Genomic DNA, 13,928 nt, shown 5'->3' with positions numbered 1-13,928 from the left:
GCCTACATTCTCAATCGTCGTCCCTGCGAAAGCAGGGACCCATAACCACAGGGTCGTGTCGTTGAAGAGAGCTGCGGCCCCGGCGCCGCGCAACAACTTCCATTTGTGGTTATGGGTCCCGGGTCAAGCCCGGGACGACACTGAATTTGTTGCACGGCCCGTGAGTCAAACATTCGCGTTCTCGCGACAAGAGTTGCCCGAGCTTTGCATCATGGTTGACAGGGTTTTGCTGAGTTGCCCGTCGGGTTGCTTTGCCGCAGGTCTCGGTGCGACCGCGGATCCGGCTCAGTGCCGCATGGCGGTCTCGACGAACTCCAGCACGGAGCGCGGGACCTCATCGTATTCGACGAAACGGCGCCGCAGTTCGTCGGCAATATCGGTCGTGACGTCGCGCGACCATCCTTCGCTGGTATTGAAGGCTATGATGCGGACCGGACGGCTGTACTGGTCATCCAGCAGGCGGCGGATCAGCGTTTTCCGGTCGGTGCCTTCTTCATCGGTTTCGCACCAGGCGCGGCCAAGCCGGCCGAAATCGTTCAGCACCAGATAGGTGTCGTGGTCGATTTGGTGCGGCACGATCGAAGGCGAGCGAGGCATAGGTGGTGCTCCGGTACGCCACAATATCGTGTTCCGGGCGCCCGGTGCATTGGAAACTTCGAGGTATATCCGCTGGATAAGCCGCCGAAGGCGCTCCGCGAGCAGGTTGCCCGATCACTCGCGCAGCTTGCGGTCCAGGAAGCCGACATAGGAATTATCCGGATCGAGTTTGACGGCCAGGCGAAGCGCGGCACGGGCGGCGGACTTGTCACCCTCGGCCGTGGCCTGGTGCTCATCCAGAATCGCATTGGCCACGGTGCGCGCGGTGTCGAGACGGGCCTCGTCGATGGACTTGTCGGCAAGATAAGTTTCCACGGGCTCGCGGAGGCGCTTCAGTTCGTCCACGCTGACCGAACTCAGCGGATACCAGTTGTAATATTCGAGACGCGGCCGATCATCCGTGAGGCTCGGCACATCCCTGACAAAGGCCGCGAGCTTTTCGTCGGCGGCGATGAACGTCGCAAGGAAATCCTCGGGCGAGCCCAGGCCGTTGGCTGTCAGGTCTTCAGCCACCCCAGGTTTCGACATGCGCGTGGCGAGCACGCGAGGATCGATTGTCAGCGGTTCATCGGAGGCGATGGCCACGCCTTCCATTCTGGACGGCAACCACAGCGAGACGTGCTTGAACTGGCCCATCATCGCCTTGAGGATCATCTTCGCAAGAATGCCGCGGTTGAAATCCAGCGGCACCCACTGCGCGAGAACGGCGCCAGGGCGCATCTTCTGCTTTGCCAGCGCATAGAATTCCTCTGTGTAGAGGTTGATGACGCCGGCGTCATGGGGTGGCGGGGGCTCGAGGGTGATGACGTCGAATGTCTCGTTGGTTCCCAGCAGGAAGTGGCGCCCGTCCGCGACGATCTGATGGACCTTGGGATTTTGATAGAACTGCTTGTTGATCGGCACGAAACGCGGCGCAACCTCGAAAACCGTCGAGGCCAGATCGACCGCGTCGATGGATTTTAGTTCCTGATGGGTACTGACCGCACCCACGGTGGTGCCGGTCCCGATGCAAATCACGACGGCCGTTTCAACCGGGTCCGGGTGCAGCAGAATGGGATAGTGCCCCATCGCGGCCATGTAGCGTCGGCCCTCGGGACGGTTGTTCGCATAGCTCTTCGAATTCACCACCAATTGCTGATAGGTGCCCGCCGCCTTCTCGCGATACTCGACCACCGCAAATGTTGCTTGTTTGGTTTCGCGCAGCTCGAGGACATTGCCGCCTTCGATCGCGGTCAGGACCCGTTCCAGATAGTGCGGGGTGAACAGCAGGAGCGCTACCGCGATGATGCTTGCGGCGACTGCCCCTTGCCGCCACAGGCTGCTTTCTTTCAGAAGACCCGGTTGCGATACGGTCGTCGCGACAAAGAGCAGGACGTTCAGAACAATCAGGGCGGTGAGCGCGCCCTGGCTGCCCAGATAGGGGATCAGAAGAAACCCGGCCGACAGGGAGCCCAGCACGCCGCCGGTCGTGTTCAAGGCGTAGAGCGTGCCGATCCGGCGGCCCAGCGCGCTCATCTGCATCACCGTCAGTTCGCTGGCCAGGGGAAAACTGATTCCGATCAGCGTAGTCGGCAGCAGGAGGGCAACGGCACAGATCAGGAAGAATGAAACATCACCTCCCAAGAGCTCCTGCGCCTGGACTGGAACCAGGCTCGATACGATAGGAGACAGCACGGCTTCCACGGTGCGCGCCTTGCCGAGGATTCCGACGGTCAGCGTGGCCGCAACCGCGATGAGCAGCTGTGTTACGGCGAAGTACCGCAGCAGTTGATCCTTGCGGGGTGCGAGCAGCCTGGCGCAGATCAGGGCGCCGATCACTAGCCCAAGCAGGTAAACGCCGAGCATGCCCGAGAAGGCGTAGACACTCGAGGTGCTGACATTGGTCAGGAAGCGGAACCAGACGACTTCATAGGCGATGGACACGAATCCGGAGCACGCGAAGATCGCGACGAGGATGGACGTTCCGCGACGTCCCGGCCCGGCGGTTTGCGCCGGTGCTTCCGCCGCGACCGGCGACAGGTGCCTTGCGTCGCGCGCGAGGAGCAGGGCCACGCCGCCGACGCAGACGTACAGGCCTGCCGCGACCAGGCTCGATCCTGTGATCCCCCAGAGGCCCATCAGGACAAGGCCGACGGCCAGGGTGCCAATCGCGGCGCCCAGGGTGTTGAACCCGTAGAGCAGACCGATGCGATTGGCGAGGTCGGTTTGCGTGCGGGTCAGGAACTTCACGAGGAAGGGCAGGGTCGCGCCCATCAGCATCGTCGGCAGCGACAGGATGGCGAGCGACAGCGCGACCATGAGCGGCAACCGGAGTGGAGACTCCAGGTCCAGCATGGGCGACAGCCAGCCCACCCATGTCGACCAGTGCGACAGGAACGCGGTCACCGCCAGGCAGACGACGGCAAGCGCGAGTTCGAGAAACCCGTAGATCTTCAGGGGGCGGCTGACGGTGTCGGCGATCCGGCCCCCGAAAGCGCTGCCCAGCGAGAGACCGAAAAAGAAGCTCGCCACCGTGACGCTGACGGAGACGGTCGCGCTTCCCAGCACGAATTGCAGTTGCTTGAACCAGAGAACCTGGAGGATCAGGGATGCCGCGCCCGACGCCAGGAAGATCGTGGTGACCAGAACCCGGTTCTTCAGGCTTATGGCGTCTCGAACACCATCACGATTGGGCACTGGACAGGCCTCCCATTGATCGGGAGAACTGGTACGGCAAATGCCGTTAATATTGCCCTTATGGGGCGGTCTGCTGGCGTTTGCGCTGCCGCGGGCGCAGCTGCTCCGGGAGCTTTCCCAAGCCGATCCTCCCCGGCCGGGAGCCTGATCGATCGCCATCCGCCGGCGGGGCTGGCATGACATTGCGTCAAGGCTGATATAAGCAGCATTGGACGTTATATGTCTGCGGAGATTGCGTATGAAGGTGATAGGCCTCGCGGGCTGGAGCGGAGCCGGCAAGACCACCCTGCTGTCGCGGGTGATCCCCTATCTGCTGGGCCGGGGCTTGCGCGTCTCCGTGATCAAGCACGCCCATCACGAATTCGATGTCGACGTGCCCGGCAAGGACTCTTGGGTGCACCGGCAGGCCGGTGCGACGGAGGTGCTGGTATCCTCGACGCGGCGCTGGGCGCTGATGCATGAGCTGCGCGGCGCCAGCGAGCCGCGGCTGCCGGAACTGCTCGCCAAGATGGCGCAGGTCGATCTGGTCGTGGTCGAGGGCTTTAAGCGCGAGCCGGTCAACAAGATCGAGGTGTATCGCGCCGCCAACGGCAAGCCGCTGCTGTTCCCCGACGACCCGCGCGTGGTCGGGATCGCCAGCGACGTCGCGGTCGAAACCAGGCTGGCGGTCGCGCATCTCGACGACATCGAGGACGTCGCCGAATTGATGCTGCGCTCCGCTATTCCGGTCGACGACGTGCTGGCTTCGGCCGCGGCGGAGAGCTGATAGGGTGAGAAGGTGCCGCCGTTGACGATGCTGGACGGCTTCGCCATGGTCGAACCATGACCACGACAAAGCTCGATCTCACCGGCCTGAAATGCCCGCTGCCCGCGCTGAAGACGCGCAAGGCGCTCAAGAGCGTGACGGCGGGAGATTTCCTCGAAGTGCACTGCACCGACCCGCTTTCGGTGATCGATATCCCGGCCCTCATCCAGGAGACCGGCGACAGGGTCGAGATCACCGAACGAAGCGACGTCCGGATCGTTTTCCTGATCGAGAAGGCGAATGGAACGATAGATAATTCAAATGCTGCAGCGCCGCGTACGCGCTAGATCCGGCTTGATATCTACCTTTTGCCAATCGACACCTATTTTCCATTCTGCGCGAATTGATAATCTCCTCCCGGGTTGCGGAGATGGAGCTGTGCCCAGATGTGGGCACAGCGACAGACAACGGCCGGCCTGCGTCCAGATCAGGGACGGCACGGCCGGGCATATCGGGTCGTATTTGGGGGTTAGCATTTGCGGAATGCGCGTGGTTGGTCCCGGCGCATCGAGGAAATGTGCGGAGCAGCCGCCTGACGGTGGCCGCAAAGGGCTGAGACCGGGCTGAGACGGGATCGAAGACGCAGACGCGCCTGACAACGGCGGCTGCAGGGGAGGAGTCAATGACCACAGTGAGCAGCGCCGCACGCGTATCCACGGCAGGCGCAGGTTTCCTCGACAAGGAACACACGATCGCGACCGCCGGCTTCAACCGCTGGCTGGTGCCGCCGGCGGCGCTGTGCATCCATTTGTGCATCGGCATGGCCTATGGCTTCTCGGTGTTCTGGCTGCCGCTGTCGCGGGCGATCGGGCTGACCGCGCCGAAGGCGTGCCCCGATATCTCGCTGGTGCAGGAATTGTTCACGACGACTTGCGACTGGAAGGTCGCGAGCTTGGGGTGGATGTACACGTTGTTCTTCGTCGTGCTCGGCGTCTCGGCTGCGGTGTGGGGCGGCTGGCTCGAGAAGGTCGGACCGCGCAAGGCCGGCTTCGTCGCCGCGCTGTGCTGGTGCGGCGGCCTCGTGCTCGGCGCGATCGGCATCGTCACCCATCAGCTTTGGCTGATGTGGCTCGGCTCCGGCGTGATCGGCGGCATCGGGCTTGGCCTTGGCTACATCTCGCCGGTGTCGACGCTGGTGAAATGGTTCCCGGATCGCCGCGGCATGGCGACCGGCATGGCCATCATGGGTTTTGGCGGCGGCGCGATGATCGGTGCGCCGCTCGCCGACAAGCTGATGAGCTACTTCAAGACCCCGACCTCGGTCGGCGTCTGGGAGACCTTCCTCACCATGGGCGCGATCTATTGCGTGTTCATGATGATCGGCGCGTTCCGCTATCGCTTGCCGCCCAGCGGCTGGCAACCGGACGGTTGGACGCCGCCGGCCAAATCCAACGCGATGATCTCGACCAAGAACGTTCACCTCGATAACGCGCACAAGACGCCGCAATTCTGGCTGATCTGGGGTGTGCTGTGCTTGAACGTGTCGGCGGGCATCGGCGTGATCGGCATGGCCTCGCCAATGTTGCAGGAGATCTTCGCCGGCAAGCTGATCGGGCTGCCTAATGTCGGCTTCAATGCGCTCGATGCCGCACAGAAGGCGCAGATCGCAGCGATCGCCGCCGGCTTCGCCGGCCTGCTCTCGCTGTTCAATATCGGCGGCCGCTTCTTCTGGGCCTCGCTGTCGGACAAGATCGGCCGCAAGAACACCTATTACACGTTCTTCGTGCTCGGCATCGTGCTCTACGCACTGGCGCCGACCTTCGCCGCGATGGGCTCGAAGCTGTTGTTCGTGCTCGGCCTCGGCATCATCCTGTCGATGTATGGCGGCGGCTTCGCCACCGTGCCGGCCTATCTCGCCGACATGTTCGGCACCCAGTTCGTCGGCGCGATCCATGGCCGTCTGCTGACGGCGTGGTCGACGGCGGGCATCATCGGTCCCGTCGTGGTGAATTACCTCCGCGAATTCCAGCTTGCCGCCGGCGTGCCGCGCGATCAGCTCTACAACACGACGATGTACATCCTGTGCGGCATGCTGATCGCCGGCTTCATCTGCAACTACATGATCAAGCCGGTCGATCCGAAGTGGCACATGAGCGACGCCGAAGTGGCGAAGCTGCAGGCCGCGACGGCAACCGGCGGCAACGGCGCGACCGGATCGTTCGGCATCGGTAAGGGCGGTCTGGACGGCAGAGCGGCGCTGTTCTGGCTGTTCGTCGGCATTCCGCTGGCCTGGGGCATCTACATGACGCTGCTCAGCGCGGTCAAAATCCTCTGATCGCGACCATCATCGCCGCGGGCCGCCGATTCCCGGCGCCCGCGGCATTCGCTCTATTCCTTGAACAGAAATCGGATTGGGGGATTTCAATGTTTCGCACCCGGATTTGCCTTGCCGCCGCGCTGCTCGCCGTAGGGCTTCATGCCGCGTCAGCCCAGACCGCGGCGCCGGCAGCACCCGCACCGGCCGCCACCACCACGGCCAAGCCGTCGAAGATCAAGCTGACGATGGATAAATTGAAGGCCATGAAGGAGCAGTGGCGCGCCAACAAGCCCAAGCTCAAGGCCTGCCGCAAAGAGGTGAAGCAGAAGGGACTGACCGGCGACGACCGCTGGTTCTATATCTCGGACTGCATGGCCAAGAGCTGAGCGCGACCGCTTCCAATGCGCTGAACTTGAGCGGAGAGAGTACGCCGCGCGGTACCCCTCTCCCTAACCCTCCCCCGCAAGGGGGGAGGGAACCCTTCCGCCGGTGATTCCCTTACGTTCGGCTCGATGTTGGGCGTTAGCGCTGTGAGACGGTGAACGGCGCGAACAAACCAATCATTGTCGTCCATCCATTGATCCGATGAGACCATCTGCATGTGAAGTGAGCACGCTCGTCAGGCTCCCTCCCCCCTTGCGGGGGAGGGTCGGGGAGAGGGGCAAGCCCAGGGCGAGATGATCGACGTGGAGCTTCATCCCTCCGCCCGCGGATCACTCCGCCGCGGCGGGTGTCGCCTTGGCCGGCTCCAGCGCGGCCGCAATCGCCTCGTCGACGCGCTCCAGCCAGATGAACTCGAGCTTGGCGCGGGCGCCGGCGGGGATGTCGTCGTAGTCGCGCTTATTGCGCGCCGGCAGCATCACCCGCGTCAGGCCCGCCGCCGCGGCCGCGACCACCTTCTCCTTGATGCCGCCGACCGGCAGCACGAGGCCGCGCAGCGAGATCTCGCCGGTCATCGCGGTGTCGCTGCGCACGGTGCGATCGGTCAGCAGCGAGGTGAGGGCGGTGAACATCGCAACACCTGCGCTCGGGCCGTCCTTGGGCGTGGCGCCGGCGGGAACGTGGACGTGGATGTCGCTCTTCTCGAACACCGCGGGGTCGATGCCGAGCTGCGAGGCGCGGCTCTTCACCAGCGTCAGCGCGGCCTGCACGCTCTCGCGCATCACGTCGCCGAGCTGTCCGGTGATCATCAGCGCGCCGCGGCCTGGGGTGCGCGAGGCCTCGATAAACAGGATGTCGCCGCCGACCGGCGTCCAGGCAAGCCCGGTGGCAACGCCCGGGATGCTGGTGCGCATCGCGATCTCGTTCTCGAACCTGGGCTGGCCGAGCAGCGACACGATGTCCTTCGGTGCGATGGTGACGTGGCTGGTGCTGCCATCGGCGATCTGCACCGCGACGTTGCGCAGCACCTTGCCGATCTCGCGCTCCAGATTGCGGACGCCGGCCTCTCGGGTGTAGCTCTTGATGATCAGCCGCAGCGCGTCCGGATCGATCTCGACCTGATCGGCCTTGATCCCGTTGGCCTCGAGCTGGCGCCGCACCAGGTAGCGCTTGGCGATCTCGAGCTTTTCGTCCTCGGTGTAGCCGGCGAGGCTGATCAGCTCCATGCGGTCGAGCAGCGGGCCGGGGACGCCGTCGAGCATGTTGGCGGTGGCGATGAAAACGACGCGCGAGAGGTCGAACGGCACGCCGAGATAATTGTCGCGGAAGGTGCCGTTCTGCTCGGGGTCGAGCACCTCTAACATCGCGGCCGACGGATCGCCCTGGATGCCGCGGCCCATCTTGTCGATCTCGTCCAGCATCATCACGCAGTTGCGCGCGCCGGCCTTCTTGATGGCCTGGATGATGTTGCCCGGCAGCGCGCCGATATAGGTGCGGCGGTGGCCGCGGATCTCGGCCTCGTCATGCACGCCGCCGAGCGAGACACGCACGAACGGGCGCGACATCGCGCGCGCGATCGATTGGCCGAGCGAGGTCTTGCCGACGCCGGGCGGCCCGAGGAAGCAGAGGATCGGCGCCTTGCCACCGGGCGCGAGCTTGCGCACCGCGAGATATTCGATGATGCGGCTCTTGATCTTCTCCAGCCCATAATGGTCCTGGTCGAGGATCTTGCGCGCTTCCGCGATGTCGATCGGCTTCTCCTCCGGAATGCTCCAGGGCAGGTCGATCAGCCAGTCGAGATAGCTGCGCACCATGCCGGATTCGGCCGCCGCCTCCGGCATCCGCTCGTAGCGGCGCAATTCCTTCTGCGCCTGGCTTTCGGCTTCCGGCGGCATCTTGGCTTCTGCGATCGCCTTGGTCAGTTCGGCAACCTCGGCGGCCTTGCCGTCGCCTTCGCCGAGCTGGCGCTGGATGGTCGCCATCTGTTCGCGCAGGATCGCCTCGCGCTGCCGCTCGTCGAATACGGCTTTGGTCTTCTGCCCGATCTCCTGGCTCAGTCTGAGCACCTCGATGCGCTCGGCAAGATGCCGCGAGACCTTGTCCATCCGCGCCACGAGATCGACGGTTTCCAGGATGTCCTGCTTCTCCGCCGGCTTGATGTCCATGTAGGAGGTCGCGAGGTCGGCCAGCGTCGCCGGCGAGGTCGTGCCCTGCAGCGCGGCGATCAATTCGGGCGGCGTCTGCGGCAGCAATTGCGCCGCCTCCAGCGCCTGGCGCTGCAGGTTGAGGAAGCGCGCCTCGATCTCGGGCGAGGTCGTGGTCGGCTCGGGGATCTGCAGCACGCGCGCCGCCAGGAACGGGGTGCCGGGCAGGTAGTCGAGCACGCGCATGCGCTGCACGCCCTGGCAGACCAGATGATGGCTGTCGTCGGCGCCGGTGATGTAGCGCACGATGTTGGCGACGGTTCCGACACGATAGAGCCCGTCGGGTCCGGGATCGTTGGCCTCGGGATTACGCTGCAGCAGGATGCCGATCGGCCGCTGCTCGCGCACCGCCTGCTGGGCGGCGGCAATCGAGGTCGCGCGCGCGATCGTGATCGGGATGATGACGTCCGGAAACAGCACGGTGTTGCGCACCGGGACGATGATCGTTGCGTCGCTCGGGATCGGCGCCGAGCTCGCCGGATTTGAAATGTCTGTTGCGGCCATGTCGAAATCCCTCAGCTCGATTTTCCGAGCCGCAGGCCGACGCAGCCATGCGCGGCAAAGCGGCTGATGGTGTAGCGGCCGGTCGGCAGCGTGATGCGGCGCTCGAAGCGGCCTTGCGGCAGCTCGAGGCGCAGGATGCGGGCGTTGCGCAGCTCAGCGGGCAGGATGCGGCGGCCGGAGATCACCAGCGTGCCGCCGTCGAGCGCGGCCTCGACCTCGTCGGGGTCGACCCCCGGCAGCGCGACCAGGATCAGGATCTCCTCCTCGGTCTCGATCACGTCCATCGGTGGTTCCCAGCTCGGCTCGCTGCCGCCCGCGCTGGGCTGCAAATTGAGGAAGCTCTGGTGCAACCGCTCGGCGCGGGCGAGCGCCTCGATCGCATCCGTCAGCATCCAGTTGATCTGATCCTTGGGCCGCATGGGCACTCTCCACGTCGCATTGGGAAGCGACGTTACCGGTCTTGCCGCCGACGGTAAACCGGCTTCGGGCGGGGTCGTTCGAGGGAAAAATTGTCCAAATTGTTGGTCATTTGCACATGGTCGCGCTGCGCCGCTGGGCTTTGCCCAGACCAGACTGGCTCGATGTTCGGATCGCCGCCTACAGCCAGCCGGAACGCCTGAATCGCCAGAACAGCCCGGCGCATGCGGCCAGCATCAGGCCCATCACGACGAAATAGCTATACTCCCATTGCAGCTCCGGTATGTACTTGAAATTCATACCGTAGATACCGGCGACGGCGGTCGGCACCGCAACGATCGCAAGCCATGAGGCGAGCTTCTTGGAGATCGCCGTTTCCTGCGCCTGACCGACCAGCAGGCTTGCTTCAAACGCAAAGGCAAGCACCTCGCGCAGCGAGTCGATCCGTTCCTGGATGGTGCGGACATGGTCCGTGACGTCGCGGAACAGCGGGCGCATTGTGACGCGCACCATCGGCAGATCGTCGCGTTCCAGCCTGCGGCAGACCTCCACTAGCGGTCCAATCGCGTTGCGCAGCCGCAGCAGATCCCGCCGCAGCAGATAGAGCCGCTCGATCTGCGCCCGCGTCATCGCGCTCGCCAGCACTTCCGCCTCCATCGCCTCGACCTCGTCCTGGATCGCCTCGAGCACCGGCGAGTAGTTGTCGACGATGAAGTCGAGGATGGCATAGAGGATGTAGTCCTCGCCCCGGGCAAGCGCGCGTGGGCAGCTCTCGCAGCGCTCCCTGACCCTCGTGTAGGATGTCGAGGCGCCGTGTCGGACCGAGACGATGTATCCCTCGCCGACGAACAGATGCGTCTCGCCGAACGCGATACTTTCGCCGTCGAGCTGCGCGGTGCGGGCCACGATGAACAGCGCATCGCCGTATTGCTCGATCTTCGGCCGCTGATGCGCGTGATCCGCATCTTCGATGGCGAGGTCGTGCAGCTGGAATTGCCGCTGCAGGCTGCTCAGCAGCGTCATGTCGGGTTCGTGCAGGCCGATCCACACCACATGATCCGGCTTGTTGCGCCAGTCCGCTGCTTCATCGATCGCGATATTGGCAACGCGTCGTCCCTCGACGTAGACGCCTGCCGCGATCACGCCATCGGAGGGGACGGGTCCGGCGGTTGCGACAGTTGGCGATACGAGGTTCATGATCTCCACCCTCGGTTATCGGACCCGCTTGACGCTATTGCTTGCCAAAAGGCTAGCACTGAATGGACGCCGGTCAACACACGCAGAGGCGTTGCGTTCCGGCGCGTGGGGCACGGCCCGTGCCCACTGCGGGGTGGCCGGTCTTTATGCGGCCCCTATGCCGCACCGCGGCGGGTCCTCTCGAATTCCTACGGCCGTCCCAGCATGTTCTTGGGTGACGCGGTGCGCTCGCGCGCGCCGCCAACAGGAAGGTGGGACATGACCTTGCTCAATTACCACGATGCCCGGCCGCACGGTTCGGCCGGTGCCATGCCGCTGACGCTGCGGCGGACGATCCGGCGGATCGGCCTTGCTTTCAGAACCATCCACCGCGCCATCGCCGCCGCCAAGATCCATCGGCTGCGCAACGAGCTGTTGCTGCATCGCGGCCATGAGGACTGGGCGCGCAGCCATCTCCATGTCGGCATGCTCGGCGGCGATGCCGAGAAATATCCGCGCCCGCCGGTCGTGCTCGGCGAGAAGTGGGATTACTGAGATGCGCGCGGCTTCATTCATCGCTGCCCTGCTGCGTCGCGTGGCAGAAGGAATGCTCAAATTCCTCGCCTGGATCGGCGAGGAGCCGATCAGCGGCTACCGGCCCGAGGCGCATTACATGCGCGGCCCGGGACCTGCGTGGCGGGCCAAGCATCAGCCGGGTCAGGTGGCTTCGCTTCGCCGCATCAGGTGATCGAGCAGGTTCATCGGGAGCGGGAAGACCACGGTCGAGGAGCGCTCGCCGGCGATGTCATGCAGCGCCGCGAAATAGCGGAGCTGCATCGCCTGCGGCTCCTGGGCGAGGATCCGGCCGGCCTCGACCAGCTTCTCGGCGGCCTGCTGCTCGCCCATCGCGTTGATCACCTTGGCGCGCCGCAGCCGTTCCGCCTCGGCCTGCTTGGCGATTGCCCGCACCATGGTTTCGTTGAGATCGATGTCCTTGATCTCGACCGCGGTGACCTTGATGCCCCAGACGTCGGTCTGCTTGTCGAGGGTCTCCTGGATATCGGCGTTCAACTTGTCGCGTTCCGCCAGCATCTCGTCGAGCTCGTGCTTGCCGAGCACCGAGCGCAGCGTGGTCTGGGCCAACTGGCTGGTCGCAGCCATGTAGTCGCCGACCTTGATGATGGCGCGCTCGGGATCGACAATGCGGAAGTAGAGGACGGCGTTGACCTTGACCGAGACGTTGTCGCGGGAAATCACGTCCTGCGGTGGCACCACCTGCACCATCACCCTGAGGTCGACCTTCACGATCTGCTGCACCATCGGAATCAGGATGATGAGCCCCGGGCCCTTTACCCCGGTGAAGCGGCCGAGTGTGAAGATGACGCCGCGCTCGTATTCGCGCAGGACGCGCACGGCCTGGGTCAGGAAGATGATGACAAGCAGGACGACCGCGGCATAGGTGAAATAATCAAGCATCATGCTGTACCTCCTTCGCCGGCGGACGCCGGCGCACGCCGTACCACCAGCGTCAAATCGACGATGTTGGCCACCTCGACCGTCTCTCCGGCCTTGAACGCCTCGGTACCGCGCGCCTGCCAGCGTTCGCCATTGGTGAAGACGTGACCTGATGTCTCGGACCAGTCGAGCACCTCGGCCGGTAGCCCGCGCATGGCTTGCGCACCTGTCCGGAACGGACCGTTGCGCGCGCGGCGCAGCGCCCCGAGCACGACCAGAATGAGCCCTGCGAACATCGCCGCGACGATGCCGATGAGCGACCATGACAGGTGGTATCCGGGCGCCTCGATCCGGAACAGCATGGCGGCTCCCAGCACAAAGGCGACGATGCCTCCAAGGCCGATCACGACAGTCGGGTTGAAGGCTTCGATCGCGAGCAGCGCCATCCCGACCAGCATCAAGGCGAAGCCGGCGTAGTTGATCGGCAGCATGTTGAGCGCGTAGAGGCCGAGCAGCAGGCAGATCGTCCCGACAACTCCGGGCGCTACGGCGCCGGGCGACATGAATTCGAAGATCAGGCCGTAGATGCCGACCATCAGGAGAACGAATGCGATGTTGGGGTCGGTGATCACAGCAAGCACGCGCGAGATCCAGTTGGGATCGATGGCTTCGATCACGGTATCCTTGGTCGCCAGGCGTTGCGTCCTGCCGCCGGCAAGCTCCACCGTCCGGCCGTCGACTTGCCTGAGCAGGTCGGCCGGATCATGCGCGGTGAACTCGATGACATGGGCCTGCAACGCCGCGTTGGCGGAGAGGGTGGCGGCGTCGCGGACCGCCTTCTCGGCCCAGTCGGCATTGCGGCCGCGCAGTTCGGCGAGGCTGCGGATGAAGGCAACGGCATCGTTCGTCACCTTCGCCGTCATGGTATCCTTGGTCGTGGACGGGTTGCCGCCGTCCTTCTGGTCCGTGCCGTCCTTGTCCGGGGTGCTGCCCGGCAGACCCGGCATCGGGCCGCCAATCTGCACCGGCGTCGCGGCGCCGATATTGGTGCCGGGCGCCATGGCTGCGAGATGGGTCGCATAGAGAATGTAGGTCCCGGCGCTCGCGGCATGGGCGCCGGAGGGCGCAACATAGCCGACGACGGGAACGGGCGAGGCCAGCAGGTCGGTGATGATCTCGCGCATGCTGGTGCTGAGACCGCCTGGCGTATTCAGGCGCAGAATGACGATCTCGGCGTGCCGCTCGGCGGCCTTCGCCAGGCCGTCCTTGACGTAGCTGGCCGATGCCGGCCCGATCGCTCCGTCGATTGAAATGGTCAGGGCAAGACGGTTGTTGTCCGCGGCCGTACCGGGACCAATGGAAACAACCAGAGCGACCAGGGCGATCGCCACAACGAGAGCCGCCTTGAAGGTCTGCACGGCAAGCACTCCCTTGCCGTGGATATGGGATGCCGTTC

General features: G+C 64.6%; 13 protein-coding genes. 6 read left to right on the top strand and 7 right to left on the bottom strand.

Translation table 11 applies throughout. The annotated features are described in order from the left end of the window. Window positions 1–285: 285 nt before the first annotated feature. Complete coding sequence (locus tag ACOIX3_RS31455) at window positions 286–597, bottom strand: hypothetical protein (RefSeq protein ID WP_420965839.1); 312 nt, start codon at window positions 595–597, stop codon at window positions 286–288. A 114-nt stretch (window positions 598–711) separates the two neighbouring features. Further along, the gene (locus ACOIX3_RS31450; RefSeq protein ID WP_420965837.1) at window positions 712–3,273 is read right to left on the bottom strand and encodes a fused MFS/spermidine synthase; all 2,562 of its coding nucleotides are present in this window, start codon (window positions 3,271–3,273) and stop codon (window positions 712–714) included. A 238-nt stretch (window positions 3,274–3,511) separates the two neighbouring features. Between ACOIX3_RS31450 and mobB the strand changes: the two genes are divergently transcribed. The 4 genes from mobB (at window position 3,512) to ACOIX3_RS31430 (ending at window position 6,721) form a co-directional block, all read left to right on the top strand. Next, window positions 3,512–4,039 (top strand): molybdopterin-guanine dinucleotide biosynthesis protein B, encoded by a 528-nt coding sequence (gene mobB, locus ACOIX3_RS31445; RefSeq protein ID WP_420965836.1) that lies wholly within the window; start codon window positions 3,512–3,514, stop codon window positions 4,037–4,039. A gap of 56 nt (window positions 4,040–4,095) precedes the next feature. Further along, a complete protein-coding gene (locus ACOIX3_RS31440; protein ID WP_420965835.1) occupies window positions 4,096–4,365 on the top strand; it encodes a sulfurtransferase TusA family protein in 270 nt (89 codons plus the stop codon). A gap of 335 nt (window positions 4,366–4,700) precedes the next feature. Continuing rightward, a complete protein-coding gene (locus ACOIX3_RS31435; RefSeq protein WP_420965834.1) occupies window positions 4,701–6,353 on the top strand; it encodes an OFA family MFS transporter in 1,653 nt (550 codons plus the stop codon). An 89-nt stretch (window positions 6,354–6,442) separates the two neighbouring features. Next, window positions 6,443–6,721, top strand: coding sequence for a hypothetical protein (locus ACOIX3_RS31430; RefSeq protein ID WP_420965833.1), 279 nt, complete (start codon window positions 6,443–6,445; stop codon window positions 6,719–6,721). Window positions 6,722–7,048: 327 nt separating this feature from the next. Here ACOIX3_RS31430 and lon read toward each other — a convergent pair whose 3' ends face one another. From lon to corA, 3 genes are all read right to left on the bottom strand, one after another. Further along, on the bottom strand, window positions 7,049–9,424 hold the full coding sequence (lon, locus tag ACOIX3_RS31425; RefSeq protein WP_420965831.1) for an endopeptidase La: 2,376 nt from the start codon (window positions 9,422–9,424) through the stop codon (window positions 7,049–7,051). Between the two features lie 11 nt (window positions 9,425–9,435). Next, a complete protein-coding gene (locus tag ACOIX3_RS31420) occupies window positions 9,436–9,843 on the bottom strand; it encodes an Hsp20/alpha crystallin family protein (RefSeq protein WP_420965830.1) in 408 nt (135 codons plus the stop codon). 178 nt (window positions 9,844–10,021) lie between these two features. Further along, the gene (corA, locus tag ACOIX3_RS31415) at window positions 10,022–11,038 is read right to left on the bottom strand and encodes a magnesium/cobalt transporter CorA (RefSeq protein WP_420965829.1); all 1,017 of its coding nucleotides are present in this window, start codon (window positions 11,036–11,038) and stop codon (window positions 10,022–10,024) included. A 258-nt stretch (window positions 11,039–11,296) separates the two neighbouring features. Here corA and ACOIX3_RS31410 point away from each other — a divergent pair, with 258 nt between their 5' ends. Both ACOIX3_RS31410 and ACOIX3_RS31405 read left to right on the top strand, forming a co-directional pair. After that, the gene (locus ACOIX3_RS31410; RefSeq protein ID WP_420965828.1) at window positions 11,297–11,572 is read left to right on the top strand and encodes a hypothetical protein; all 276 of its coding nucleotides are present in this window, start codon (window positions 11,297–11,299) and stop codon (window positions 11,570–11,572) included. A gap of 1 nt (window position 11,573) precedes the next feature. Continuing rightward, on the top strand, window positions 11,574–11,765 hold the full coding sequence (locus ACOIX3_RS31405; protein ID WP_420965827.1) for a hypothetical protein: 192 nt from the start codon (window positions 11,574–11,576) through the stop codon (window positions 11,763–11,765). Here the strand turns inward: ACOIX3_RS31405 and ACOIX3_RS31400 are convergent. Further along, the gene (locus ACOIX3_RS31400; protein ID WP_420965826.1) at window positions 11,735–12,496 is read right to left on the bottom strand and encodes a slipin family protein; all 762 of its coding nucleotides are present in this window, start codon (window positions 12,494–12,496) and stop codon (window positions 11,735–11,737) included. The two genes, ACOIX3_RS31405 and ACOIX3_RS31400, sit on opposite strands and share 31 nt — an antisense overlap. Then, complete coding sequence (locus ACOIX3_RS31395; RefSeq protein WP_420965825.1) at window positions 12,493–13,890, bottom strand: NfeD family protein; 1,398 nt, start codon at window positions 13,888–13,890, stop codon at window positions 12,493–12,495. The genes ACOIX3_RS31400 and ACOIX3_RS31395 overlap by 4 nt, the downstream gene beginning before the upstream one ends. Window positions 13,891–13,928 lie beyond the last annotated feature (38 nt).

It is taken from the genome of Bradyrhizobium sp. B120 (assembly GCF_049075665.1).
Classification (GTDB): Bacteria; Pseudomonadota; Alphaproteobacteria; order Rhizobiales; family Xanthobacteraceae; genus Bradyrhizobium.
Note: the sequence above shows the minus strand (reverse complement) of the source record. Positions and strands in the feature narration are given on the sequence as shown.

Bases quoted from the DNA above. Each gene is read 5' to 3' on its own strand.
- ACOIX3_RS31455 (WP_420965839.1), bottom strand. From the start codon at position 597: ATGCCTCGCTCGCCTTCGATCGTGCCGCACCAAATCGACCACGACACC.
- mobB (WP_420965836.1), top strand. From the start codon at position 3,512: ATGAAGGTGATAGGCCTCGCGGGCTGGAGCGGAGCCGGCAAGACCACC.
- ACOIX3_RS31440 (WP_420965835.1), top strand. From the start codon at position 4,096: ATGACCACGACAAAGCTCGATCTCACCGGCCTGAAATGCCCGCTGCCC.
- ACOIX3_RS31435 (WP_420965834.1), top strand. From the start codon at position 4,701: ATGACCACAGTGAGCAGCGCCGCACGCGTATCCACGGCAGGCGCAGGT.
- ACOIX3_RS31430 (WP_420965833.1), top strand. From the start codon at position 6,443: ATGTTTCGCACCCGGATTTGCCTTGCCGCCGCGCTGCTCGCCGTAGGG.
- lon (WP_420965831.1), bottom strand. From the start codon at position 9,424: ATGGCCGCAACAGACATTTCAAATCCGGCGAGCTCGGCGCCGATCCCG.
- ACOIX3_RS31420 (WP_420965830.1), bottom strand. From the start codon at position 9,843: ATGCGGCCCAAGGATCAGATCAACTGGATGCTGACGGATGCGATCGAG.
- corA (WP_420965829.1), bottom strand. From the start codon at position 11,038: ATGAACCTCGTATCGCCAACTGTCGCAACCGCCGGACCCGTCCCCTCC.
- ACOIX3_RS31410 (WP_420965828.1), top strand. From the start codon at position 11,297: ATGACCTTGCTCAATTACCACGATGCCCGGCCGCACGGTTCGGCCGGT.
- ACOIX3_RS31405 (WP_420965827.1), top strand. From the start codon at position 11,574: ATGCGCGCGGCTTCATTCATCGCTGCCCTGCTGCGTCGCGTGGCAGAA.
- ACOIX3_RS31400 (WP_420965826.1), bottom strand. From the start codon at position 12,496: ATGATGCTTGATTATTTCACCTATGCCGCGGTCGTCCTGCTTGTCATC.